The sequence below is a fragment of the Asticcacaulis endophyticus genome (genome assembly GCF_014652575.1).
GTDB classification, from domain to species: Bacteria; Pseudomonadota; Alphaproteobacteria; order Caulobacterales; family Caulobacteraceae; genus Asticcacaulis; species Asticcacaulis endophyticus.
Map to the genome: position 1 here is coordinate 48,127 of NZ_BMZB01000007.1, position 23,505 is coordinate 71,631.

The window sequence follows — 23,505 nt, forward strand, 5'->3', positions numbered from 1 at the left end:
TCAACCCGTCCGGTGGGGGTTCTCGAATATGGCCTCCACCGGCAGGTCGAACACGGCGGCGATCCTGTAGGCCAGATCCAGTGACGGATCATGCTTATCGGATTCGATGGCAATGACCGCCTGACGTGAGACACCGAGTTTTCCGGCGAGGTCAGCCTGGGTCAGGCCAGCCTCGCTACGCAACGCTTTCAGATGGGTTTTCACGCGGTGCGAACCTTGCTGTCGCGGACAAAGGGGGAAATGATCGCAAAGCTGATCCAGAAGATCATGTAGGTGTAATCCAGACCGCTACCCGGCATTTCAGTGTAGTTTTTAACAAACCCCCAGGCGGTGCTGATAAACAGGGTAACTCCTGTGGCGACGATAAACCGCCGGGTCATAATCGCGCGCATATATTCGTCGCTGCGGTCCATAAAGCGCAGGAAAACCAGTATGGTACCGCCGATCGGGATACTCGGCAGCAGGGCCACGACATAGAGCAGGGGCGCCTGCGGGGGCCCAAGCGGCGTCATGCCGCGAAAATAATAGCCCGCGAAAAAGACGGCGGCGACATAGGCCACCATCCATGCGGTAAAGCCTATGGTATATTCGGTTATGGGTTTAAGCGTTTTCATGTGCGCGTGTCCTGAGAAGGTTTGATGAAACGCATCAGGCCTGATGTAAGGTAAACTTAACATGTGATAAATGTCAGGTCAAGCTTACATGTAAGGTATGCCTTACATTTTTAAGACGCGGGTTTCAGGCGTTTTTGGATAATCTCAAACAGAGGGCCGCCCCGCTTTAACTGCTGGCCCTTACCCTGTTCCATCAGCCAGTAAAACTGGCCGGATTTGACCGTGGGGCTCAGTTCATAGTCCATGCCGTCCCAAACATCTTCGCGGAAACTATAGAAGGCCCAATGGGCGTTGTAGCCGTCCAGAATTGATAATACGTCTTCCAGATAGGTGGCGCAGTCTGCCCATTGTCGCATGCAGCCAAACTCACCGGCCACGATCCGATTGGCCGGGACGCCGTGGGTTGCTGCCCATTGATAAGGCGCATCAATGTGGGCTTTGACGGCGGCCTTGTTCCAAGTGCCCGGATAGCGGTAGGGGGCCGCGCGTTTCATATTGGGCGCGCTGGTCGCCTCATAAGGCTCGTACATATGAAAGGCGTAGAGCACACACGGGTCTTTAAGCGCGTGCGGCCAGTAATCAAAACTCCGGGCATTTGCGTACCATCCTGAATCGACCATGACCGGCGTTGAAGTATCAACCGCCCGGATGGCGTTGATCACCTGTTCGTAAAAGGCCGGCAGATCATGGGTCGTGCCGCGTTGATTTGCGTACCATGCGATCATGGTATCTGTGTCGCTATGTTCGGCAAGGCCCGCCTTAAATTCCGGCACGGGCTCGTTGATAAGGTTATAGGCGGCAATGGCCGGATGGTCTTTGAGCGCGGTCGCCAGATCCACCCAGAAACGCGCACTTTGATCCCAATATTTCCGGTCTTGCCACAGGCGGCTATCGTATTTGCCATCAGTCGTCTGCTGCGCCCAGCGCGATCCGGGCAGGCTGAGCGGAGCAATGACTACCTTCAGGCCTGCCTTATCGGCGCGGTCAAGCGTGGCCGTAAGCGTGGCTAGGTCGGGCTGAGACAGGCCTGTATAGTCATCGGCGTTCCCGATCAGGAAATCACGATTACCGCCTGCGGGCTTCCATTTGGAAAAGGTCAGGCGCACCCAGGTGGCACCTGTGGCACTCAAAGCGTCGAAATAGGCCTGATCGGGCGGCGAACCGTTAAACGAATTGCCACCGTGCCGGGGTGTGTCCCAGAACGTAATAAGGTCAGCGGTTTTCGCTGCGGTAGGCAGGCATAACGCCAGAAAAAGGATCAGAATAGCCGCTGCACATTTAGTCTTCATGACGCTCCCCGGTCTGTGCAGGGACTATCGCGCCGTATGTTCAGGTCCGCAATAGATGCCGTGCAGCAGGGTCAGCACCTGGGCCGCAATCTCATTATCAAGCCGGTAGTAGATCGACTGCGCGTCCCGGCGGGTGGCGACCAGACCTTCGGTGCGCATCCGGGCCAGATGTTGTGAAGTCGCCGACTGGGCCAGACGGACATATTCGGATAGTTCCCCCACCGAACATTCGCCCTCCAGCAACCGGCACAGGATCAAAAGCCTTTGGGTATTGGCCAGCATTTTCATCAGCCGGGCCGCGGCCTCAGCACGGCTTTCGCGCTCAGAAAGGCTAAGCGGCAATATATCGGATTTGGGCGGGAGGGGCGAAGGCAAGACAGGCATACTCACTGAGCAGGTGCCGATAAGCTAGGTGGCAAAACGGCTGCGAAAACAATAGGCTTCCCCCATTTTTCTTCCCCCGTTTTTCCCCGTTTGACGCCTATTCAAATTTCAGGGGATAGCCGTTGCCGACCCAGTCCTGAATGCCGCCCCCCAGATGCTTGCTGACAGAAACGCCCTGATGCTGAAGATAGTCAATGACACGGGCTGAGCGGATACCGGCCGCGCAGTAAAAGACCATCTCACGGCTGTCACCCGTTGGTAGGGCCGCCGGATCAAAGGCCGACAGCGGCAGGCTGACCGCACCGTCGATATAACCCATGGCCAGCTCATTAGGTTCGCGGACGTCAATCAGGATGATCTCATCCTTATCGAGGGCTGATTTCACATCGGCGGCGCTGAGGTCAATGATAGCCATGGTCTCTCCTGATTTGGTCGAATTGAACGCTTGCGGCCAGAACTTTTGGCCTGAATATAGTATCAAGGGGGCTGGGTCTAGCGTGCGACATGCCGCCGCGTGGCAGAATGTGCAGGATACATTTCAATCCCATATAAATAATAAGGTCTTCTGCTTTCTCATACAGGAGATGTTCTATGAAAAATGCTTATCTATTTGGTCTGGCCGGGGTTGTGCTGCTTCTGGCAGGCGCTGCGCAGGCTCAGGATTTTACGCCCAAATCCAAGGGCCAGTTCATTGTCACCACGCGCCTGACCACCGTAGCTCCCGACGAAAGCGGCGATATCAAAACCGCCGCCGGTGTGGACTCTGGCCTGGAGGTCGAGGTTGGCAATTCAACCGTGCCGACCCTGGGTTTCACCTATTTCTTCACGGACCACATTGCGGTTGAAGGGATTTTGGGCACCTCAAAACACAAGATCAAGGCCGTGGGGGCGGGCACCGATCTCGAGGTTCATGAAACCTGGGTTCTGCCGCCGATCGTGACGGTGCAGTATCACTTTAACCCCAAAGGCCGCGTCAGCCCCTATGTCGGGGCCGGTGTCAACGCCATGATCTTTTACGAAGGCAAGGATAAGAACGGTTTTAAGGTCGATCTGGACAACGGGTTCGGCACGGCGTTGCAGGCCGGTGTGGACGTCGCGTTAAAAGGCAAATGGGCATTGAATTTTGATGCCAAGAAGGTGTTTTTTGAAACCGACGCCGATATCAACTCTGGCGCGCTGAAATCCGGCGTGACCCTCGACCCCTGGGTCGTGTCCGTCGGGGCCGCTTACCGGTTTTGAACCTCTCTATCGAAGCCGCAAGCGGCAAGGGCTGGCTCCTTTCATGGGTTGTGGAGTCAGCCCTTTTTTATGTCTTATCCATTGTCATTTGATGCGACGGATGGTTCAACATAAGCCATGACAAAACCGGTCCATAAGATGATGGGCGGGTATAAAAATGCAGGCGGGAAGATGTCGGATTTTAAAAGCGTTGATGTTTATGAAAATGTCACTCGTGATCTGTTTGAAAGTAGCATTATTCCGGCGGGCAAACCGGCCATCCTGAAGGGGCTGGTGGCGCACTGGCCGTGCGTGCGGGCGGCGAATGAATCGTCTGAGGCTCTGGCGGGCTATCTGAAACACTTCGATAGTCGAAAGCCCGGTCTGGTGTCGGTGTGTGCGCCGGAGCAAAATGGCCGTTTTTTCTATAATGAAGCCCTGAACGGGTTTAATTTCCGTAACTTCAATGAAACCGTCAGCTTTGCCGTCGACTGGCTCATGGCGAACCGGCACAAACCCGTTGTTGAATCCGTTTATTTACAAGCGCTTGGGGCGGATATTCATTTTCCGGGCATGATCAGCGAACTGGACATGCCGTTGCTTGGCGACGCGGTCACGCCGCGAGTGTGGCTGGGCAATACCCTGCGCACCCAAACCCATTTCGATCTGGCGGCTAATATCGCCTGCCATGTGGCGGGGGAGAAGGTGTTTACGCTGTTTCCGCCGGATCAACTGGCCAATCTCTATCCCGCACCGCTTGACCGGACGCCTGCCGGGGTGCCGATCAGTCTGGTCTCGTTCGAAGAACCGGATTTTGAGCGCTTTCCCCGCTTTAGGGAGGCCCTGAAAACCGCCGTTTGCGCACCGCTGGAACCCGGTGACGGCTTATATATTCCTGAACTATGGTGGCACCATGTACAGACCACCGGGCCGCTCAACATGCTGGTCAATTACTGGTGGAATGAGACGCGGGCGGATCTGGTGTCGCCGTACCTGCCGATATATCTGGCGGCCTTAAGCCACAAGCGCCTGCCGCCTGAGCAGCGCAAGGTCTGGCGCGACATCTATGATTATTTTATCTATGAGGCCTACGGCGATCCTCTGCCGGGCCTGCCGGCAGAGTTCAGCACCATGTTTGCCGAGGATTTAACTCAAGCCCAACTTAACCAGTATAAGCTTCAGCTCAAAAACCTGAATTAACTGGCTGGTTTTTTAGGTCCCATATTGAGGACGAACGCTGGGCCGATATCGATGGTCTGAGCGGCGTGGGCCAGTTGGACGGCGAAGTTGGCCGTACCCTTGGGGTAGGTGTCAGCCGACGTGGCCGTCACGCTATAAAGTTCCCAGGTCGGTTTCAGGGTGATGGTCTTTTGTACCAGTCCGGTATAGGGCGCGCCCGATTGCTGAAGGCGCAGGGTGACGGTGCCCGCCGCACCGTTTTCAGTCGCTGCGGCCTTAAGCCATATGGCCGTGACAATTTCATCGCCCTTTGTGATCTTGCCGGTAATCGGCATCTGGGCGGCGGCATCCCACGGATTGGCCCCAGCCTTTGAAATGATCACGCGGCGGGCATCGCCGCCCTGAACGGTTTCGTCCTTGATGGCGGCATTGGTTTGCACACTGCCGAAGATCTGGTAGTTGGCGACGCCGGGACTATTGATGGCTTTTTTCAGGATGTCGTCTTCCTGAGCGTGGGCGGGTGCCGGGGCGCTGATGTAAACGCCAGCACTGAGGCCAAGCGTCAATGCGGCTAATATGGTCAAAGTCTTCATGGTTTCCTCCCTCTTTTGTAATTATTTCGCGGCTTCGTTATAGGGCCCGATCAGGGTGCCGACGAACCCGCCTGCCTTACGCGTGCTCAGGAATGTGGCGTCCAGCCCCTTTCTGATCGTCACCCACTCGCCTTTTTTCAGGGCGTAGGCGAGGTCGAACGTGCCACCATTGGCCGTGATTTTCAAATAGACCGGACTTTTGGCCTTATGCGGGATTTGCGCCATAATCAGACGCTTACCCGCGACCGGATCACTGGCGCTCTGGCGGATATTGAGCGCGATCACCGTCTGCCCGGCCATTTGGGTCAGGCCAAAGAACAGATAGGCGTCGTCGCTCTGGGTGGCAATCAGGCCCGCCCGGTCGCCGTCTTTTTCCGGCATGTAGGTCACGGCGGTGGTGACGGTGGCGATGTGGTGCTGCTGACGGCGGCCCAGGAATGACGGCGCGCCCTTTTTGTCGCCAATGGCCTCGGTCTGGGCTTTCAGCACCAGATCGCCCTTATCGAGATTATAAAACGCGGTGCGCGGGGTGCGGATACCGACCCAGGCTGGCGACAGGGTATCGAACTCGTCCTTATAAGCAAAATCACCGTTCATCGGCACGGCGGGCTTGGGGCCCACTGGCAGGTTGGGTTTGGCAGCGGTAAAGGGGATGCGCTTGCCGCCTTCAAGGATCATCGGCCAGCCGTTGTCCCATTTCACGGGCAGCAGGAAGGTTTCGCGACCGATATTGTAAAGGTCAGGGCCATAGGGGCGGGTGGCCAGAAAGGTCGCCCACCAGTCACCATTTTGAGTTTGTACCAGTTTGGCATGACCGGCCGATGTCACCGGATTGGTGCGCGCCGGATCAAGCGTGCGCTGGCTGAGGATCGGGTTGCCCTCAAACGGCACGAACGGGCCGGTGATGGCCGGGGCGCGAAATACGACCTGAGAGTGCTGGTCGCCGGTGCCGCCTTCGGCTGCGGTCAGGTAATAGTAGCCATCTTTGTTGATCAGGTGCGGGCCTTCGATCCATGACGGCTTTTGGGTTATGTCGACCCCGCCATTGACGATCTGGGTGCGCGGGCCAACCATTTTCAGGGTCTTTGGGTCAAACTCCTGCACCCAGATGGCGCGGTGGCCGTCATAGCGCGGCGGCTCATTAGGGGCGCCGTTGTTGACCATATAGGCCTTGCCGTCCTTGTCCCAGAATATCGACGGGTCGATGCCCTCGAACTCGAACCACACCGGCTCTGACCACGGCCCTTTGGGATCGGTGGCGGTGATGACGAAATTACCGCCGCAATCGACGCAGGTGTTGACGATGTAGAAGGTGCCGTCATGGTGCGAAATATCCGGTGCAAACACCCCGCGCGAGGTCCCCAGATTATCGAAATTTAACTGGGATGGGCGATTGATGGCATTGGCGATCTGCGTCCAGTTGACCAGATCTTTTGAGTGAAACACCGGCAGGCCCGGATAGTGCGCAAAGGATGAGTTGACCAGATAATAGTCGTCACCCACCCGTGTGATGCTGGGGTCAGGATAGTAACCCGACAGGATCGGGTTGATGTACTGATCGGCAGCCGGTTTGGCGATGGCGCTTTCCTGACGGGTGCCATTGTATTCAAACACTGAAAAGCGGGCATCGCCAGCGTAGGCGCATGTAGCGCTACTGAGCAGGGCTGCCGACAAGCTTATGCCGCGCAGGATTAAGTTTTTCATGTTTCCTCACCTGTATTCGGTTCTGTAATCGACCGTTATTTTAGACTATAGCGCGCTTTTTACCTTTGTGGCGCGTTTTTGAACGCGGTCGCTAGCGCTTCACGCAGCAGTTTTGGCTTATAATCGACATCATAAGGGGTTGAGCGTTGCAGGGTCTTATCGGCCCGCGGTGTCCAGCCTTGCAGCCATGTGTATTTATCGCATATACCCCAGCACAAAAATTCTTTGAGCTGCTTATAGCTTAACATCATGTCGAGATAGCGGGTCGCGGCCCTGGCGATGGCGGCATCGCGCACCTTCGGATCGGTCGGCAGGTCTTTGTCGTTGACGTCGAATTCGGTAATCAGCAGATCATAATCCATGCCCACGATCTCATCGACAAAGGCTTTCCAGTCCTTGTCCTGCACCTGATCGATGTGGCCGTCATTGCCGATGTGGCTCTGGATGCCCATGCCGTTGACCGTGATATTCTTATCGCGGAACCAGCGCAGCAGTTTCAGCACGCCATTGCGGTGGGTTTCGTTGCCCTTTTCCCAGCTCATATAGTCATTGTAAACCAGTTGCGCGTGCGGGGCGTGCTCCTTGGCCGCCTCAAAAGCGATACGCAGGGCGTCAGGCCCCAGGATCTTCGTAAAGGGCGTTTCGCGAATATTGCCGGTCTGCGGGTCGATGGTTTCATTGACCACATCCCAGGAATGGACGGAGGTGCCATAGTGCTCACACACCGCCTTGATATAATCACGTAAGAACCGTTCGGCTTCTTTCTTCGGGTTCGGCCCGAAATCATGGTCCTTGATCCACTGAGGCATGAACTCGACCCGGTTCCAGAACAGGGTATGGCCACGCAGCTTCATGCCGTTTTGTTTGGCAAAGGCCGCGATCCGGTCGCCGGGCTCGAAATTATATTTATCCGGCTGGGCGGCGATCACATAGATCTTATGCTCGTTTTCCGGCACCAGCACGGCGCATTCACGCTTGAGAATTTCGAGATATTTCTGATCGTAAAACGATCCAGTCAGGGCATTGGCATTGCCAGCACCTACGGCGGAACCGAACAGTATGCCTTTGGCCTTGGCCAGTTCTGCCAGTGACGGGGTCGTTTGGGCTGACAGCGATGTGGGCAGGGTCGCAGCCGCGGTCATGAGACCCAGTGCGTGACGACGAGACATCGAGGACATAGGTTACTCCTTGAAAAGCTTATAATAAGAAACGGGCGCATCAAACGAATTCGATGCGCCCGTAAGTTGCTCCTTAAGCCTTGGCCTAGAACGTGCCGCGGATGACGAAGGTGACGCGGCGGTCGTTCATGAACCACGAACGGCCAGCCGTCAGCAGATCATTATTCAGTACCGCGGCCGTCTTAGTGACTTCGTTGGTCAGGTTAACTCCCTGAACACCGACCTTGATTTGCGGTGTCACGCTGTAGAACAATGAGCCGTCAAGCTGACCCGAAGCTTCCTGCATGATCGGCTGGTAAGGCACGATCACGTCGCGGACGGTGATCAGGAAGTCGTCACGCCAGTTGTAGGCCAGACGTGCCGAAATGCCGTACTTTTCGTAGAATACCGTAAAGTTGGCATTGTGCTCAGACAGGCCCTGCAGCGGCAGAAGCGAGGTATCGATGACGGTCACACGGCCCGCCGCAACGTCCGGATCGGTCGCTGACAACGTGCTTTGCGGCACGTTGGACGAGTCGATGTAGGAGTAGTTGGCGTTGACGCCCAGGCCATCAAACGGGGATGGCAGGAAGTCATAGGTTTGCTGATAGGCCAGCTCGAAGCCTTTAAGCTTAGCCTTATCCGGCGAATTGACCGGCTGGCTGACAATCAGGTCGAAGGTTTCGCCGTTGTTGGTAAGGGACCGAAGCTGAGTGTCATTGGTGATGACATCGGTCAGTTCCTTATGGAACAAAGCAAGCGTCAGAGAGCCAACCGGCGCGAAGTACCATTCTGCCGACAGATCGATATTGGTCGAATGGGCCGGCTTCAGTTCCGGGTTACCGATACCTACGTTGCCACGCGGACGGCCGTTAATGATTGAGGTCGCGTTGTTGGTGTCGAGCGAGTAGTTCTTATAGAACCGCAGCAGACCAATTTCCGGAGCATTCAGTGTTTCCGACAGGCCCAGACGGAAAACCCATTCGGTATTCGGCTGAACCTTCAGATTGAAGCTCGGCAGCAGGTAACGGTACTCAGTATTAGAGGTGATCGGGGTCAGAGCGCCGTTTTGGAAGTTACGGATATCCTGACGCACGGCCGGGTCGAGGCTACAGAAGACGGTGACGGTCTGGCCTGCCCCGGTGTTGGGCGGGATGGCGCAGGTCGTATCTGTCGAGAAGCTGCCAAGGTTATAGGACTCGTAGCCGCTCGATACGCGTTCGGTCTTGGTGTAGCGCAAACCGATATTACCCCCGATGCGCCAGCCATTGTCCATTTCATGACGGTACTTGATCATGGCATAGGCGGCATTGTTGGTTTCGGTCACCGGGTTGACTTCGTTCAGAAGATACGGCGTGCCGGGGATGGTGTCGCAGCGCATGTCTACCGGCACCCAGTTCTGAGGCCGTGGTGTTACGCCATCACGACAGGTAACCAGGGTCGGGTCCTGATCAGAGATTGGCTGATAGCGATTGCGGAAGGTGTCGCCAATCGCCAGACCAAAGGCACGGAACGCTTCATAACCGTCAACGGCATTGTTAGCATAATAAGGGATACCCGCCGCAACCGGGTTAGCAATATCGCCGCCCATGAAGTTATCAAAAGTGAAGTTTTCGATATTGCCAGCAGATGACTGACCGTTGCTGAAGGTTTCATCCATCCAGACCGGGCCGCTGCCGCCCCAGACTTCTGACAGAGGACCCCAGTTGTACTGGCTGAAGCGGGTGGTCTGATCACGTTCGGACCAGCGCACACCGAACTGGAACGATTGCAGGAAGTTGTTTTCTTCAAACAGATACTCTGCATCGGCACGGAGGGCGTCTTCGGTACCTTCAGATTGCTCGAAGTGATCCATGGCAGCCCGCCAGAAGTGGTTATATGGATCGCTTATCTCCGTGTGATCGCCAGTAAAAGCCAGACCGCAGCCGTCGCCGTTATATTGCGGGTTAGTTGGGTCGCACGCCACGCCGGTTGCGCTGACGCGGGTGGGCGGCAGGAAGGCAAAGGTCGGAATGTCGTCACCATTGCGCTTAATGGACACGTTCTGGAAAGTCGAACCCCAGATGGTGTTATCGATAACGTCTACGCTGGACTTGACGTGCTGAGCGTCGAACTTGAAGCCCCAGCGGTCGTTCGGTGTCCAGCGCAGGTTAAAGCCGTAATCTTCGGTAACATAAGACTGCTGCTGATCGCGGCGAATGTTATTCGACTGAGCACCATATTTCGGTGTGCGGCGGTTAAGCGGGTCGGCTGAACCAATATCGGCGCGCCAGCCGGTCGAGTTAGAAGACAGAACGCCTTCGGTGAAGACGCCATCACCATCAAAGGTTACATCAGTGCCATAGACCGGGAAGGAATCGCCGGCCGCGCTGACGTTGTCGGTCGCGATTTCGATGGCATGCTCCGTCCAAGCCTGAGTGGCCTCAGAGCGCAGGAACTGGAAGGTGGCCAGCATGGTGTCGTCGTTAGAACGCCACTGGGCCGCAAGACCATAGCCTTCGCGCGTACGATCTGAGATTTGGCTGCGCATGGCAGCCCCACGCGGATAGTAGATGCCGTCTGCTGTGCCGTCGCCGTTACAATCGACGTTCGGGGACACGACCGGCGTGCCGGTGGTGGAGCCGGTGTCATAGGTTTGAACATTGGTGCGGCAGGAATAGTTGGACAACTGTGCGCCGTCCGAACGGGTGGTCAGTTCGGAATTGACGTAGTTGAGCAGCAGGCCAAATTCACCGAGTTCCGTATCCCAGCGGTTGGAATAAAGCGCTGAATAGGTCGGGGTCCATTTTTTGGCGAAGTCACCGTATGAGCCTTCGGCCGAGAATGAAATGACCTGACCTTTGGCATCAAACGGCACGCGCGTGCGCAGGTTAACCGTGCCGGCAATGCCGCCTTCGATCATGTCGGCCGATGGGTTTTTGACAACATCGACGCCGCCCATTAGCTCAGCCGGCACATCGGCGAATGACAACTGGCGACCGTTGTTGGCCGAGAAGGTGTCGCGACCATTAAGCTCTGAGCGGGTCATGTTAAGGCCGCGCACCGTCACGCCCGAGCCTTCGGACGAGAAGTGGTCGGGGTCAACCCCGGCGGAGAAGCGGTTGATTGACACGCCGGGTACGCGCTGCAAGGCTTCGGTCACGGACCGATCGGGCAGGGCGCCGATATCTTCGGCGGTGATCGAATCGACGATAACGTCAGAATCTCGCTTAATCGTTTGGGCATTGCGCAACGACCGACGAATGGCGGTCACAACGACTTCGGTCGTATCCTCAGTGGCGCTTGCCGTGCTATCAGGCGTAGCAACCTGAGCAAAAGCAGGCCCCATCAGCGCCGACATGGCCAGCGCAGAGACACTACCGCACAACATGGCGGATATACCGCCATGACGACGTTTAGAAATTTTCATGTTGTTCTTCCCTGTTAGATGATAACTTGTTAGCGCTATCATTGGGGCTTTTTTTAAGTTAGGTTATTTGCTATGTCAAGATTGTTACATAGCTTTGAAATCTGAAAAGTCGTGTAAATATAAAAGCTAATACAGTTACGCTGGGTATTTTCATACAATCTATACTCATGTCGTACAAATTGGATAATTATAATACAAAAGCCCAAAAATGGGATGTATGGAAACGGTAGTCTGGGAAGTTGGAAAAGTGTTTGAAACTAAAAGTAAAATAATCTCAAGTGAATTCGGTTGCGCTGGCGAGATGGTGAGGCACCGAGCGGGGGTTGTATTTCCTTTTTTCAATAAGTCTGAGTATTCAGAGCAGCCAAAAGTTGAATTTTCGTGTGACAGTGCGAAACTTACTGGTGAGGCAATCGTGTCACAAGTTCGTCATTTTTTTGCTACGCCTTTGGCCGTGAGGAGCGCATGAGCCCGGCGCTTATTACTCAGGTTGTCATTTGCGGCGGTGGTACGTCGGGTTGGATGGCGGCGGCGGCCCTGTCTAAGGCTTTGTCACGCGATGTCAGCATCACCCTGATTGAATCGGACGAAATCGGCACGGTCGGGGTTGGTGAAGCGACCATTCCGCCGATCCTGACCTTTAATGCTCAATTGGGCATAGACGAGGATGAATTCCTTAAAGCCACCAACGGCACCTTTAAGCTGGGGATTGAATTCGTCAACTGGCGCAGCCCCGACCACCGCTATATCCATCCGTTCGGCACATTTGGTGTCGATATGCAGGGGATAAAGTTTCATCAGTTCTATCTGAAGCTTAAGCAGATGGGCGATGATCCGCAGGTACTGGGTGAGTTGGAACACTATAATGTCTGCGCGGTGGCATCAAAGCTCAACCGCTATCTGCGCCCCAAACCCGGCATGGGTGAGGTTATGGCAGGTCTTAAATACGCCTTTCATTTCGATGCCGGTCTCTATGCGCTGTTCCTGCGTGGCCATTCCGAAGCGCGCGGCGTCAGGCGGATTGAAGGCAAGATTGCGCAGGTCAATCAGCGGGCCGAAGACGGCTTTATAGAGTCGGTCATGCTTCAGGACGGGCAAGTCGTGGCGGGGCAGTTGTTCATCGACTGCACCGGCTTTAAGGGCCTGCTGATCGAAGAGACGCTGAAAACCGGCTTTGAAGACTGGTCTCACTGGTTGCCTAATGACCGGGCCTGGGCGGTGCAGAGTGAGAACAATGGCCCGTTGACGCCCTATACCCGCGCAACCGCTCGCGACGCCGGTTGGCAATGGCGGATTCCGCTTCAGCACCGCACCGGCAATGGCTATGTGTTTTCATCGAAATATGTGTCCGAAGAATCGGCGCGTGAGACGCTGGTGTCAACAGTTGATGGGCGGCTTATAACTCAACCGCGCCTGCTGAAATTCAAGACCGGTCGCCGCCTGAAGGCCTGGCATAAAAACGTGGTGGCGCTGGGCTTGTCAGCGGGGTTTCTGGAGCCGCTGGAATCGACCTCTATCCACTTCATTCAGGCCGGTATCACCAAGCTTTTGGCCCTGTTTCCGACGCAGGATTTCGCCCCGATTGAAGAAGATGAATATAACCGGCTGACGCGGCTTCAGTGGGAGCAGGTGCGCGACTTCATCATTCTGCATTACAAGACAACTGAGCGCGATGACACGCCCTACTGGGTGCGTAACCGGGATATGGCCGTGCCGGAGACGCTCACACAAAAAATGGAACTGTTCGCCTCAAAAGGGCGTATCTTTCGGCGTGAGGACGATTTGTTTGCCGAGGATAACTGGCTGGCGGTCATGTACGGTCAGGGGATTGAGCCCAAAGCTTATGATCCGCTGGTGGACGGATTGGGGCTTGAAGATATCCGGCGCAACCTTAAAAATATCAAATCGGCGGTTGCCCGTACGGTGCGGGCCATGCCGACGCAGGAGGCGTTTATCCGCCACGCCTGTGCCTCCGACGCCTTTCTTAAAAGCGCACACATAAGCGCTTGAGTAATCAGGGAATCTATATGGAAACGATCCGGAAAATTGTGATTGTAGGTGGCGGCACAGCCGGATGGATGACGGCGGCGGCGCTATCTAAAATCCTGGGCGCAAACTATGCTGAGATTACTCTGGTGGAATCGGATGACATCGGCACCGTCGGCGTGGGTGAGGCGACCATCCCGCAAATCAATATCTTCAACCGCTTGTTGGGGCTGAAAGAAGACGATTTCATCCGCCAGACCCACGGCACGTTTAAGCTGGGGATCGAGTTTGTTGACTGGGCGCGCAAGGGCCACAGCTATTTTCATCCGTTCGGACCCTATGGCTTTGACATGAAAGGGGTATCGTTTCACGCCTTCTGGCAAAAGCTTCAGACCCTGGGCGTCAGCGACTCCATATCCGATTATAATCTGCAAGCTGTGGCGGCGCGTGAGGGGAAGTTTATGCGGCCGGTTCAGGTCGAAAATTCGCCGCTGAGCACCATCGCCTATGCCTTTCATTTTGATGCCGGGCTCTATGCCAAATTTCTGCGCCGGTTTTCAGAAGGTTTGGGGGCGCAGCGCATCGAAGGCCGCATCGTCAGTGCCGATAAAAATGCTGAAACGGGCTTTCTGGAGGCGGTCGTGCTGGGTGATGGCCGCCGGATCGAGGGCGATCTGTTTATCGACTGCTCCGGCTTTCGCGGCCTGCTGATCGGTCAGCAGATGGGGATCGATTACGAAGACTGGTCGAAATGGCTGCCCAACAACCGGGCATGGGCCGTACCAACCGCGCGGGTTCACGATAACCAGACACCCTATACCCGCTCAACGGCGCGCGAAGCCGGCTGGCAATGGCGTATTCCGCTGCAACACCGCACGGGCAACGGTTATGTCTTTTCCAATAACTTTATTGATGAGCAGGCGGCAATGGATACGCTACTGCAAAATCTTGACGCCCCGCCACTGAAAGACCCAATGCTGGTCAAGTTTCAGGGCGGCCATCGCCATAAATTCTGGGAAAAGAATGTGGTCGCGATTGGCCTGTCGTCAGGGTTCATGGAGCCGTTGGAATCAACATCAATCCACCTCATTCAGGTCGGTATCGCCAAGCTGTTGCAGATGTTCCCGGACAAGGGGTTCGAGCAAGCTGACATCAATCGCTATAACCGGCTGAGTGTGCTTGAATACGAATATATCCGCGATTTTCTGGTGCTGCATTTCAATCAGACTGAACGCGATGACAGCGAATACTGGCGCTATTGCCGCAATATGGAATTGCCGCCCCGGCTTCAGGAAAAATATGACCTGTTCCGCAGCCGGGGACGGATTTTCCGTGAAAATGAGGAACTGTTCAACGACACGTCATGGTTCGCCGTCATGGTGGGCCAGGGCATGACCTGGCGCGGTTACGATCCGGTCGCCGATGTCATGTCCGATGAGGATGTAAAGCGTCAGTTATTCGGCATCAAGGACGCGATCCGTAAATCGAGCGACTACATGCCGACCCATGAAGATTTCATCCGCGCCAACTGCGCGATGGAGGCGCCGGTTGAGGTGATGTCTCAACTGGCCTGATAAATAACATTAAAGTTCAATAATATAAGGGAAGAAGCTATGTCTAAAATCAGTATGTCACGCCGCCTGTTCGGGGCATCAACCGTAGCACTTATGGTATCAGCGGCCACCCATGCGGCGGCGCAAAGTGGCGGTAAAGCGCTCTACAAAGACCCCAAAGCCGCCGTTGATGCGCGCGTCAATGATCTGCTTGGCCGGATGACGCTGGAGGAAAAAGTCGGCCAGATGATGTGCATCTGGCAGGAAAAGGGCAAGATCCAGACCGACGCCGGTGAGTTTGACGCCAAGAAAGCGTCTGAGACCTTCCCCAATGGTATCGGCATGATCGCCCGCCCCAGCGACCGTGTGGGGGTGAAGCCCACCTCTGGCAATGCCGGGGCTGAGGTCGGGGTCGTCAACCGCAACCCGCTGGAGACCGCCACCTATTGTAACGCCGCCCAAAAGTGGGCGATTGAAAAGACCCGTCTGGGTATCCCGCTGTTCCTGCACGAAGAAAGCCTGCACGGCTATGTGGCGCGGGAATCGACCTCATTCCCGCAGGCGATTGCGCTGGCGTCCTCGTTCGATCCTGATCTGGCCCAAAAGATTTTCGCGGTCTGCGCCAAGGAAATGCGCGCGCGCGGCACCAATCTGGCTTTGGCGCCCGTGGTCGATGTGGCGCGTGAGCCGCGTTGGGGCCGGATTGAGGAAACCTACGGCGAAGACCCTCATGTCTGCGGCGTGATGGGTAAGGCGGCTGTGCTGGGCTTTCAGGGTGACACCTTGCCGCTGGCTAAGGATAAGGTGTTTGCCACGCTCAAGCACATGACCGGCCACGGTCAGCCGGAAAACGGCACCAATGTTGGCCCGGCCAATATTTCAGAGCGTATCCTGCGCGAAGACTTCTTCCCGCCGTTTGAGAAGATCGTCAAAGAAACCAATATTGCGGCCGTTATGCCTTCTTACAACGAAATCGACGGCGTACCGTCTCATGCCAATACCTGGCTGCTGGGCACCATCCTGCGCGGTGAATGGGGCTTTAAGGGGGTGCTGGTGTCGGATTACTTCGCCATCAAGGAAATGGTCACCCGCCACAAGCTGGTGCCCAATGATATGGAGGCGGCTTTCAAGGCGGTTAAGGCCGGGGTTGATATCGAAACGCCGGATACCCAGACCTATCCGAACGTCATCCAACTGGTCAAAGACGGCCGAATTTCTCAGTCGGAGATCGACACGATCGTTGCGCGTATCCTGACGCTCAAGTTCCAGGGCGGTCTGTTCGAAGCGCCCTATGTTGACGCTAAGCAAGCCGCCAAACTGACGGCCACACCCGAAGCCATCGCACTGGCCCGTGAAGCGGCGGTCAAGTCGGCGGTGCTGCTCAAGAATGATAAGGGCCTGCTGCCGCTGGATGCCAAGAAGGTCGGCAAGGTTCTGGTGCTCGGCACCCACGCCCGCGACACGCCGATCGGCGGCTATTCCGAAATCCCGCGCCATGTGGTGTCGGTGCTGGAAGGCTTGCAAGCCGAGGGCAAAAAACAGGGCTTTGAGGTCGCCTATTCTGAGGCCGTGCGCATCACCGAGAAACGCGAATGGTCAGCCGATGAGGTCAAGTTCATTGATCCGGCCGTTAATGCCAAGCTTATCGCCGAAGCGGTCGAGGCGGCGAAATCCGCCGACACCATCATCATGGTTCTGGGCGACAATGAGCAAACCTCACGCGAAGCCTGGGCCGACAACCATCTGGGTGATCGTTCCAGCCTTGATCTGATGGGGCAGCAGAACGATCTGGCCAAGGCGATCTTTGACCTGAACAAGCCGACCGTGGTTTTCCTGCTCAATGGTCGTCCGCTGTCGATCAACCTGCTGCAGGAACGCGCTGACGCTATCATCGAGGGCTGGTATCTGGGGCAGGAAACCGGTCATGCCGCCGCTGACCTGCTGTTCGGTCGCGCCAATCCGGGCGGCAAGCTGCCGGTCACGTTTGCCCGTCATGCCGGTCAACTGCCGATCTACTATAACCACAAGCCGACCGCCCGCCGCGGTTTCCTCGATGACACCACAAAGCCGCTCTATCCGTTCGGCTTTGGCCTAAGCTACACGACGTTCGATATCTCCGAGCCGCGTCTGGCCAAGGCGACCATAGGCACCAGCGACAGTGTCAAGGTTGAGATTGACGTCACCAATACCGGCAGCCGCAAAGGCGATGAGGTCGTGCAGCTTTATATCCGCGACGATTTCTCATCGATCACCCGTCCGGTGCTGGAGCTTAAGCACTTTAAGCGCGTGACGCTTGAGCCCGGTGCCAAGACGACCGTCAGCTTTGAGATCACCAGCCATGATCTTGAGTTCTATAATATGGAGATGAAGCGGGTGGTTGAACCCGGCACCTTCACCATCATGGCCGGCCCCAACAGTGTCGATCTCAAGAAAACGACTCTGACGGTGGCTTAAACCCCTTAAGGCGTGCGGGTTATGTACAAATCCGCACGCTTACGCTTATTTGTTCATCCGTGTGCGTGGAAACGCAAGTGTCACTGTTGGGGGAGGGTTTTACTATGACCACAATGAAACGACGCGGCCTGTTGGCCGGACTGGTGACCGGAGGCTCAGCCATTGGCGGGGCGGCGATAGCGCAATCTATTGCCACGCCACAAACCCATACGCCGCAACCGCCGGTGACGGACTTGACGGTAACCGAGCCTGCCCGTGCGCGGCTGCCGGTCGCGGTGTGTAAGCCTGTGACTGACTGGCCTAACCTTGGCCGCTACCGTCCCGCCAATCTGGTCAGTACGGCCTTGCCCGCCAGCCAGCGCCGGGTGGTATTTATGGGCGATTCCCTCACCGATAACTGGGCAGCACTTGGCTATCAGCCTGAGTTTTTCCTGCCTAACGGCTTTGTCGGACGCGGCATAGGCGGGCAAACAACGGCCCAGATGCTGGTGCGGTTCTGGCCGGATGTGGTGGCGTTAAAACCCAAGGTCGTGCATATTCTGGCGGGTACCAACGATATAGCTGAAAATGACGGGCTTTATGATCCGGCGGCGACAACCGGCAACATCAGCGCTATGGGCTCCATCGCCAAAGCCAATAATATCAAGGTGATCTTGGCGTCCGTCCTGCCCGCGACCGAGTTTCCGTGGCGCAAAGGGGTTGGCAATCCGACCGATAAAATCCTCAAACTCAATAGCTGGCTTAAGGATTATGCCGCCTCACAACGGTTTGGTTTTGCCGATTACTGGCCGGTGCTGAACAATGGTCAGAACGCGTTTAAGCCGGAATTGGCGCTGGATGGGGTGCATCCCAACCGGGCCGGATACCTGACCATGGCGCCGGTGGCGATGGCGGCGATAAACAAGGCATTGAAAGCGTGATTGATACCCGTACCCGCGTTTATGACAATGTGACGTTTGAGGTTTTTTCTCAGGAAATCGTGCCCGCCAACCGCCCGGCCATTATGCGCGGTCTGGTCAAGGACTGGCCGGCGGTTCAGGCCGCGCTGTTGGGCGACGAGCAGGTGGTCGGATACCTCAAAAACTTCGACATCGGCTATCAGGCCGAAAGCCTGATCGGCGATCCGGATATCCAGGGGGAGTTTTTCTACAGCGACGACCGCAAAGGCGTGAATTTTGAACGGATGCGGCTGCCCATACCGGACACGCTGGACCGCATGCTGGCCCTGCGTGGGCAGGATAACGCCCCGTCGCTCTATATCCAGTCGGTGCCGATACCGGATTGCCTGCCCGAAATGGTCATGGACAACCACATCCCTTTTATTCCGAAAGAAATCGCGCCGCGTATCTGGGTCGGCACGCCGCTGCGGGTGCAGACACACTATGACCTGTCGAACAATATAGCCGCCCTTGTGGCGGGTAAGCGGCGCTTTACGCTGTTTCCGCCGGAGCAACTGGCCAATCTCTATGCCGGGCCTCTGGACTTTACCTTATCGGGCGCGCCGGTAAGCATGGTGTCGCTGGAAAGCCCTGACCTTGAGCGCTATCCGCGCTTTGCAGAGGCGCTAAAGGTCGCCGAAGTGGCGGATCTGGAGCCGGGCGATGCACTCTATATCCCTTATTTCTGGTGGCATCACGTACGCTCGCTTGAGCCGTTCAATATCCTGATCAATTATTGGTGGAAGGATGGCCCGGCAAATATGGGCTCACCCTATGACGCCCTGCTGCACATGGCGCTGTCGATCCGCGATATGCCGGAGGTGCAGCGTCAGGCGTGGAAATCCATGTTCGATTACTATATCTTTGGCTCACACGGCGATCCGGTCGCCCACCTGCCGCCGCACATGAAAGGACCACTGGGGGAGGTGCCCGCGCAGGCCAGGCGTCAGCTTTATCAGCAACTCGCCCGCAACATAGCGGGAAAACTATAACTATATAAAACAGGGAAAATGCTCATGAGGACCTTGATCGTCGCCTTGGGGCTTATGGTCTTACCGTTTGCGGCAATGGCGTGCGAGGCACCGGTCAGCGTCTGTGAGCAAAGCGCAAAGGGCAGTTTCAATCTGATCCGCGGCGGCCAACCCGTGACCGTCTATGTTGACACAGGCGCGGATACAGCCGTGCGCCATGCGGCGGAGGATTTTCGGGCTGATCTGGGGCGCGTGGGTGGCAAACCGGCGGCGTTGATTGGTGACATATCGACCGCCAAAGGGCCAGTGGTGATTATTGGCGTCATCGGCCAAAGTCCGGTCATTAATAAACTGATTGCCGATCAGAAAATCAATGTTGATAAGGTGCGTGGGCAATGGGAAGCCTATACACAAACCGTGGTTGATAATCCGCTGCCGGGTGTCAAACAGGCGCTGGTGATTGCGGGTTCCGACCGGCGAGGGGCGATCTTTGGCACCTATGATATGTCGGCCAAAATCGGCGTGTCGCCGTGGTACTGGTGGGCCGATGTGCCGGTGGCGCAAAAGTCTGAGGTCTATGTGACGGCGGGCGCGGTGCACGATCAGCCCAAGGTCAAGTACCGCGGCTTTTTCATCAATGATGAAGAACCGGCCTTTGGCAACTGGGCGCGCGAAAAGTTCGGCGGCATCAATGCAAAGCTTTACGAGCATGTGTTTGAGCTGAACCTGCGCCTGAAAGGCAATTATCTGTGGCCGGCCATGTGGGGTAAGGCGTTCAATGGCGACGACCCGCAAAACACGGTGCTGGCCGATGAGATGGGGGTGATTATCGGCACCTCTCACCACGAACCAATGGCGCGCGCGCACGATGAATGGCACCGCAATAAGGACAAGGGTGTCACCGGCGGCAAGTGGGATTACAACACTAATGCCGCCAATCTGCGCACCTTCTGGAAGGGCGGGATTGAGCGTATTCAGCGGCCTAACGGTTCACTGCGCGATAATATTATAACCTTAGGGATGCGTGGGGATGGCGATGAAGCCATGACCGAAGGCACGGCGACGCAATTGCTGGAGACCATTGTCGCCGATCAGCGCAAAATTATCGCGGACGTCACCGGCAAACCGGCCTCGGAAACGCCGCAGGTCTGGGCGCTGTATAAGGAAGTTCAGGACTATTACGATCAGGGCATGACCGTGCCGGACGATGTCATCCTGCTGTTTGCCGATGATAACTGGGGACAGATACGACGATTGCCGACCAAAGATAATGATCGTAGCGGCGGGTTTGGGGTGTACTACCACTTCGACTATGTTGGCGGGCCACGCAATTACAAATGGCTCAATACCAACCAGATTGAAAAGACCTGGCAGCAGATGGATCTGGCCTATGCGTCAGGCGTCGATCAACTGTGGATCGTCAATGTCGGCGATATCAAGCCGATGGAATATCCGCTGTCGTTCTTTATGGACATGGCCTGGAACCCGCAGGCCATGACGCCGGAGGCCTTAAAGGCTTATCCCGAACGCTGGGCCGCCCAGCAGTTTGGGGAGAAATACAGTGAACGTGTCGGTAAAATACTAACCCAATACAGTCAGTATAATGCGCGCCGAAAACCTGAATTATTGAATGAAGCCACCTTCAATCTGGAAAACTACTACGAGTGGGGAAGCGTTACCGCGGAGTATTCTGGACTGATCAGCAATGTCTCAGATGTCGAAAAGGATATCAAATCTATTTATGAAGATGCCTTTTTTCAGTTAGTAAGGCACCCTGTCTTGGCGGGCTTTAATATTTATCGGTTGTATGAAAGCGTAGCTCTAAACCGTTATTATGCAGGTTTTAATGATCCTCTGGCCATAGAATTTGCGGAAGAAGCCAAGGCTGCTTTTGAAACCGACCAATGGATAAGCGATGCTTATCACAAGGTTGCCAACGGGAAATGGAACCACATGATGTCGCAAACGCGCATCGGTTACACGGGGTGGCAGCAACCTGAACAAAACGTAATGCCTAAAGTGGTTGAGATTAATGCTAAAACGGCAACGGGAAGAGCAGCCGATAGCCCGGCCAATGTCCTCCATGAGGGCTGGGGGCCTTTCCCTTATTCTGGTCAGCCATTTATGGAAGAAGACGGCTATGTCTCAATCGAGGCCGAGCATTTCGCCCGCAAGGTTGATGGCAAGGGTATCAATTGGACTGTCATTCCGCATCTGGGGCGCACCCTGTCGTCGGTTATCACCATGCCTCAGAATGTTGCGCCGTCTGACCCGAAAACAGGGATGCGTCTCGAATACGACCTTACCCTCACTAAGGATGCCGATGCGCAATTGCATATCTATCTGGTGCCGACGCTGGATACGCGCGGGCAGGGTGGCCTGAAGTTCGGCATCTCGGTTGATGACGGGCCGGTCTTGGTGCAGACATTTAACCTCATCCCTGATCAACCGGACTGGAATAAGGCCGTGTCCGACAATGCCCATGTGGTCAAGGTGCCGTTGAAAGGGCTCAAGGCCGGGGTTCATACGCTGAAATTCTGGCGCATCGATGCCAATGTGGTGCTGCAAAAGCTGGTGCTCGATACTGGTGGTTTGAAGCCATCCTATCTGGGACCACCCGAAAGCCCCATGGCGCCATAATTGTCGGACAATTGTTGCGTTATGTAGTCGGAAGTGATGCCGTGCTGGCGGCGAACGCGGTTATATCCGGGATTAAGAACCTATTGATAAGGTCAGCCATGCCAAGCCCGATCACATCCGATGACCACCCCTTGCGTCAGCCCCTAAGCGACCTGATGCACGAGCGCGAAATTCCGGTCACGCGCGCGCCGGTGACGCTGCGGTCATGGGTCTATCTGGTGCCGCCCTCGGCCCGCGCCGCAGAAACCGCATGGGTTAACGCGCTCGATGCCGACGGTTCGGGGGCGGCGGAACGCTGGCGGCTGGTGACCACGGATGAGGCGGGCGGGGCGATGTGGGAGCGTCACGGCGAGTTTTCGACCTGGCTGAAATTCAGCCACAACACGCCCAAAGCCTATGGCCGTTCCAGTCTGGGCTTTGATGCCATTGCGGCAGCCGATTTCGCGTGGCTTGAGGGGGCGGCGGGGGAGGTGTTCCGCAGCGTTGAAATCGCGGTTCTGCCCCATGCGCCAAAGCCTGAGCATCTCAATCAATTCATCGGCTTGCAGCAGGCGGTGTGCTGCGACGTGTTCGGTGGGGCGGCCCGTATCTGGAGCGATTTCAGGCTGCACCCGAAACCGGGCGAACCGGGCGCCGGGCGCATCTATGTGCAGGATAAGGGCCTGAAAAATGACGAGTTGTCGCGTTTGCTGCAGACCCTTTTGGAGATCGGCAATTACCGCAAACTGGCGCTGTTGGGTTTTCCGGTGGCCCGCGCCTTGTTTGCCTGGCTGCCTGACGCTGAGGCAAGGTTGGCGCGCGTCACCGCCGATATGGCGGGTGATCAGCCGTCACGCGCCGATATTCTGGATCAGCTTTTGGCCCTGTCGGCGGAGGTTGAAACCCGCGTCAATGAGGTGCGCTTCCGGCAAGGGGCGACCGAAGCCTATTACCGCCTGACCATGGATCGGCTCAGCGCCTTGCGTGAACAGCGGGTCGAGGGCTTTTCGACCATGCAGGAATTTATCGAGCGCCGCCTGACGCCGGCTATGCGTACCTGTGAGGCGGCGTTTAAGCGGCTGGATGACTTATCCACGCGTATCGCCCGCGCCTCAGACCTTTTGCGCGCCAAGATCAGCATCGGCCTTGATCTGCAAAATCAGGATCTGCTCAAAAGCATGAACCTGCGTTCGGCCTTGCAGATCAAGATGCAGGGGCTGGTCGAAGGCCTGTCGGTCTTTGCCGTCAGCTATTATATTTTCCATCTGGTCAAATACCTGCTGGAGCCGGTGGTGGGGCATGGCCCGCAGGCGGCGTGGCTTAATGCGGGCATTATTTTGGTCATTCTGACGCTGGCCTGGGGCTTTATCTATCATAAAAAGAAGGCCATTTCGCACGATGACCTTTAAAAACCTGACGGCGTGAGGTAAGAGCGGC

18 protein-coding genes are annotated in these 23,505 nt (G+C 56.1%); 9 read left to right on the forward strand and 9 right to left on the reverse strand.

The window, feature by feature from the left end:
• From IE102_RS16665 to IE102_RS16685, 5 genes are all read right to left on the reverse strand, one after another.
• Positions 1–204: a helix-turn-helix transcriptional regulator gene (locus IE102_RS16665; protein ID WP_189488811.1), complete on the reverse strand. Its 204-nt coding sequence runs from the start codon at positions 202–204 to the stop codon at positions 1–3.
• Positions 201–614, reverse strand: coding sequence for a hypothetical protein (locus IE102_RS16670; protein WP_189488813.1), 414 nt, complete (start codon positions 612–614; stop codon positions 201–203). Before IE102_RS16670 ends, IE102_RS16665 begins: the two co-directional genes overlap by 4 nt.
• Positions 615–724: 110 nt before the next feature.
• Positions 725–1,903, reverse strand: a complete 1,179-nt coding sequence (locus IE102_RS16675) for a glycoside hydrolase family 5 protein (RefSeq protein ID WP_189488816.1) — start codon at positions 1,901–1,903, stop codon at positions 725–727.
• A gap of 24 nt (positions 1,904–1,927) precedes the next feature.
• Positions 1,928–2,278, reverse strand: coding sequence for an ArsR/SmtB family transcription factor (locus IE102_RS16680; protein ID WP_229807832.1), 351 nt, complete (start codon positions 2,276–2,278; stop codon positions 1,928–1,930).
• Positions 2,279–2,384: 106 nt separating this feature from the next.
• Positions 2,385–2,702 carry a rhodanese-like domain-containing protein gene (locus tag IE102_RS16685; RefSeq protein ID WP_189488820.1) on the reverse strand — a complete coding sequence of 106 codons (318 nt, stop codon included), beginning with the start codon at positions 2,700–2,702 and terminating at the stop codon, positions 2,385–2,387.
• A 176-nt stretch (positions 2,703–2,878) separates the two neighbouring features.
• On the opposite strand from IE102_RS16685, the gene IE102_RS16690 reads away from it, so the two are divergent.
• On the forward strand, positions 2,879–3,526 hold the full coding sequence (locus tag IE102_RS16690) for an OmpW/AlkL family protein (RefSeq protein WP_189488822.1): 648 nt from the start codon (positions 2,879–2,881) through the stop codon (positions 3,524–3,526).
• Between the two features lie 171 nt (positions 3,527–3,697).
• The gene (locus IE102_RS16695) at positions 3,698–4,705 is read left to right on the forward strand and encodes a cupin-like domain-containing protein (protein WP_189488824.1); all 1,008 of its coding nucleotides are present in this window, start codon (positions 3,698–3,700) and stop codon (positions 4,703–4,705) included.
• Here the strand turns inward: IE102_RS16695 and IE102_RS16700 are convergent.
• From IE102_RS16700 to IE102_RS16715, 4 genes are all read right to left on the reverse strand, one after another.
• Positions 4,702–5,277, reverse strand: coding sequence for a hypothetical protein (locus IE102_RS16700; protein ID WP_189488826.1), 576 nt, complete (start codon positions 5,275–5,277; stop codon positions 4,702–4,704). The two genes, IE102_RS16695 and IE102_RS16700, sit on opposite strands and share 4 nt — an antisense overlap.
• A 21-nt stretch (positions 5,278–5,298) precedes the next feature.
• Entirely contained in the window at positions 5,299–6,981 is a 1,683-nt protein-coding gene (locus IE102_RS16705) for a glycoside hydrolase family 43 protein (RefSeq protein WP_189488828.1), read from the reverse strand.
• 59 nt (positions 6,982–7,040) lie between these two features.
• A complete protein-coding gene (locus IE102_RS16710) occupies positions 7,041–8,159 on the reverse strand; it encodes an endo-1,4-beta-xylanase (protein WP_189488829.1) in 1,119 nt (372 codons plus the stop codon).
• 85 nt (positions 8,160–8,244) lie between these two features.
• Entirely contained in the window at positions 8,245–11,547 is a 3,303-nt protein-coding gene (locus IE102_RS16715; protein WP_189488831.1) for a TonB-dependent receptor, read from the reverse strand.
• A gap of 465 nt (positions 11,548–12,012) precedes the next feature.
• Here IE102_RS16715 and IE102_RS16720 point away from each other — a divergent pair, with 465 nt between their 5' ends.
• From IE102_RS16720 to IE102_RS16750, 7 genes are all read left to right on the forward strand, one after another.
• The gene (locus IE102_RS16720) at positions 12,013–13,557 is read left to right on the forward strand and encodes a tryptophan halogenase family protein (protein WP_189488833.1); all 1,545 of its coding nucleotides are present in this window, start codon (positions 12,013–12,015) and stop codon (positions 13,555–13,557) included.
• A 17-nt stretch (positions 13,558–13,574) separates the two neighbouring features.
• On the forward strand, positions 13,575–15,107 hold the full coding sequence (locus IE102_RS16725; RefSeq protein ID WP_189488835.1) for a tryptophan halogenase family protein: 1,533 nt from the start codon (positions 13,575–13,577) through the stop codon (positions 15,105–15,107).
• A gap of 39 nt (positions 15,108–15,146) precedes the next feature.
• The gene (locus IE102_RS16730) at positions 15,147–17,540 is read left to right on the forward strand and encodes a glycoside hydrolase family 3 N-terminal domain-containing protein (protein ID WP_189488837.1); all 2,394 of its coding nucleotides are present in this window, start codon (positions 15,147–15,149) and stop codon (positions 17,538–17,540) included.
• A 104-nt stretch (positions 17,541–17,644) separates the two neighbouring features.
• Positions 17,645–18,460, forward strand: coding sequence for an SGNH/GDSL hydrolase family protein (locus IE102_RS16735; protein ID WP_189488839.1), 816 nt, complete (start codon positions 17,645–17,647; stop codon positions 18,458–18,460).
• On the forward strand, positions 18,457–19,470 hold the full coding sequence (locus tag IE102_RS16740) for a cupin-like domain-containing protein (protein ID WP_189488841.1): 1,014 nt from the start codon (positions 18,457–18,459) through the stop codon (positions 19,468–19,470). Before IE102_RS16735 ends, IE102_RS16740 begins: the two co-directional genes overlap by 4 nt.
• A gap of 24 nt (positions 19,471–19,494) precedes the next feature.
• On the forward strand, positions 19,495–22,089 hold the full coding sequence (locus IE102_RS16745; RefSeq protein ID WP_189488843.1) for a glycosyl hydrolase 115 family protein: 2,595 nt from the start codon (positions 19,495–19,497) through the stop codon (positions 22,087–22,089).
• A 98-nt stretch (positions 22,090–22,187) separates the two neighbouring features.
• Positions 22,188–23,477: a DUF3422 domain-containing protein gene (locus IE102_RS16750; RefSeq protein WP_189488845.1), complete on the forward strand. Its 1,290-nt coding sequence runs from the start codon at positions 22,188–22,190 to the stop codon at positions 23,475–23,477.
• Positions 23,478–23,505: the final 28 nt, after the last annotated feature.

What these genes read in the sequence shown, in the direction of transcription:
- IE102_RS16670 (WP_189488813.1), bottom strand. Translation starts at nt 614, where the DNA reads ATGAAAACGCTTAAACCCATAACCGAATATACCATAGGCTTTACCGCA.
- IE102_RS16675 (WP_189488816.1), bottom strand. Translation starts at nt 1,903, where the DNA reads ATGAAGACTAAATGTGCAGCGGCTATTCTGATCCTTTTTCTGGCGTTA.
- IE102_RS16685 (WP_189488820.1), bottom strand. Translation starts at nt 2,702, where the DNA reads ATGGCTATCATTGACCTCAGCGCCGCCGATGTGAAATCAGCCCTCGAT.
- IE102_RS16690 (WP_189488822.1), top strand. Translation starts at nt 2,879, where the DNA reads ATGAAAAATGCTTATCTATTTGGTCTGGCCGGGGTTGTGCTGCTTCTG.
- IE102_RS16695 (WP_189488824.1), top strand. Translation starts at nt 3,698, where the DNA reads ATGTCGGATTTTAAAAGCGTTGATGTTTATGAAAATGTCACTCGTGAT.
- IE102_RS16700 (WP_189488826.1), bottom strand. Translation starts at nt 5,277, where the DNA reads ATGAAGACTTTGACCATATTAGCCGCATTGACGCTTGGCCTCAGTGCT.
- IE102_RS16705 (WP_189488828.1), bottom strand. Translation starts at nt 6,981, where the DNA reads ATGAAAAACTTAATCCTGCGCGGCATAAGCTTGTCGGCAGCCCTGCTC.
- IE102_RS16710 (WP_189488829.1), bottom strand. Translation starts at nt 8,159, where the DNA reads ATGTCCTCGATGTCTCGTCGTCACGCACTGGGTCTCATGACCGCGGCT.
- IE102_RS16715 (WP_189488831.1), bottom strand. Translation starts at nt 11,547, where the DNA reads ATGAAAATTTCTAAACGTCGTCATGGCGGTATATCCGCCATGTTGTGC.
- IE102_RS16720 (WP_189488833.1), top strand. Translation starts at nt 12,013, where the DNA reads ATGAGCCCGGCGCTTATTACTCAGGTTGTCATTTGCGGCGGTGGTACG.
- IE102_RS16725 (WP_189488835.1), top strand. Translation starts at nt 13,575, where the DNA reads ATGGAAACGATCCGGAAAATTGTGATTGTAGGTGGCGGCACAGCCGGA.
- IE102_RS16730 (WP_189488837.1), top strand. Translation starts at nt 15,147, where the DNA reads ATGTCTAAAATCAGTATGTCACGCCGCCTGTTCGGGGCATCAACCGTA.
- IE102_RS16735 (WP_189488839.1), top strand. Translation starts at nt 17,645, where the DNA reads ATGACCACAATGAAACGACGCGGCCTGTTGGCCGGACTGGTGACCGGA.
- IE102_RS16745 (WP_189488843.1), top strand. Translation starts at nt 19,495, where the DNA reads ATGAGGACCTTGATCGTCGCCTTGGGGCTTATGGTCTTACCGTTTGCG.
- IE102_RS16750 (WP_189488845.1), top strand. Translation starts at nt 22,188, where the DNA reads ATGCCAAGCCCGATCACATCCGATGACCACCCCTTGCGTCAGCCCCTA.